Raw genomic sequence first — 1,379 nt, 5'->3', positions numbered from 1 at the left:
CGCGTTGACTCGTAGAAAACCTCCGCGTAGCCGGATACGTTGCCTCATTTGAAAACCTCCGCGTAGCGGCGTGGTTGACGGTGTTGGCGGCGGTTGCCAGCTATGCCCGTTTTCATGGAGCTCACGATGGCCCAGCGGCAGGCTGTGACGAAGAAGAAGGCCCTCGCGTATCGGGACGCGTCGAGGAAGGCGAAGTCCCGGATCCTTGATGAGCTGGTCGAGCTGACCGGGTGGCACCGGGACTACGCCCGGGCGGCCCTGCGGGACGCCCTGGTCCTGAAAGTCATCAAGCCCCGGCCGGGCAGGGCGCCGGTCTACGGCGCGGATCTGCTGCCTGCCCTGATCAAGTGCTGGGCGGTGCTGCGGGCCCCGGCCGGCCGGCTGCTGGCACCGATGCTGCCGGTCCTGGTGCCGTTGCTGCGCCGCGATGGAGAGCTTGAGGTCACCGACGAGCAGGCCGGCCTGCTGATGCGCATGAGTGCCGCGACGATCGACCGGAAACTCGCGCCCGAGAGGGCGAAACTGATCCCGCGCGGACGGGCGCACACCAAACCGGGGACGTTGCTGAAGTCCCAGATCCCGATCCGCACCTGGGCCGAGTGGGACGACGCGGTCCCGGGTTTTGTGGAGATCGATCTGGTCGGCCACGAGGGCGGCAACAGCTTCGGCGAGTTCTGCTTCACCCTCACGGTGACCGACATCGCCACCGGCTGGACGGTGAACCGGTCCGTGCGGAACAAGGCGGCCAAATGGGTCTTCGAGGCCCTTGAGCATGTCACCGCCGTGTTCCCCTTCCCGATCATCGGCATCGATTCGGACAACGGATCGGAGTTCATCAACGAACACCTGCTCGCCTACTGCCACGCCCGCCGGATAACGTTCACCCGGTCCCGGCCCGGCAACAAGAACGACGGCGCCCACGTCGAACAGAAGAACTGGGCCAGGGTCCGGGAACTCGTCGGCTACCTCCGCTACGACACCGCCGCCGAACTGGACAAGCTCAATGAAATCTGGGACCTGGACCGGACCTTCACCAACTACCTGCTGCCCCAGCAGAAACTCCTCGAGAAACACCGTCACGGGGCCAAAGTCACCAAGAAGCACGACGCACCGGCCACCCCGCACCAGCGCGCGGTCCGGCACGAGGCAACGCGCAAACGCCCGGTCATTGCCATGAATGCCGCCTTCAAACGGATCAAACCCGGAGCACTCTCACGCCAGATCCTGGCCCTGACCCGGGAACTGGAAACCCTGGCACTGGCCAAGAAAACCGCGCCTCCCAAACCCGTCAACCGGGCCTGGAACGCCTGACCTTCCCGGAGGTTTTCAAATGAGGCAACGAATCACTCTTCCCGGAGGTATTGCAATGAGGCAACAGG

The 1,379-nt window shown here is 64.8% G+C and carries 1 protein-coding gene; it reads left to right on the top strand.

Annotated features, from left to right (window positions below; all coding sequences use genetic code 11):
• Nucleotides 1–126: 126 nt before the first annotated feature.
• A complete protein-coding gene (locus AC1DBQ_RS23325) occupies nt 127–1,311 on the top strand; it encodes an integrase catalytic domain-containing protein (RefSeq protein WP_476930753.1) in 1,185 nt (394 codons plus the stop codon).
• The last annotated feature ends 68 nt before the right edge of the window (nt 1,312–1,379 follow it).

This window comes from Arthrobacter sp. 10T413_2 (genome assembly GCF_056394205.1).
The sequence above is the reverse complement of the archived record's forward strand: the minus strand, read 5'-3'. Positions and strand labels throughout refer to the sequence as shown.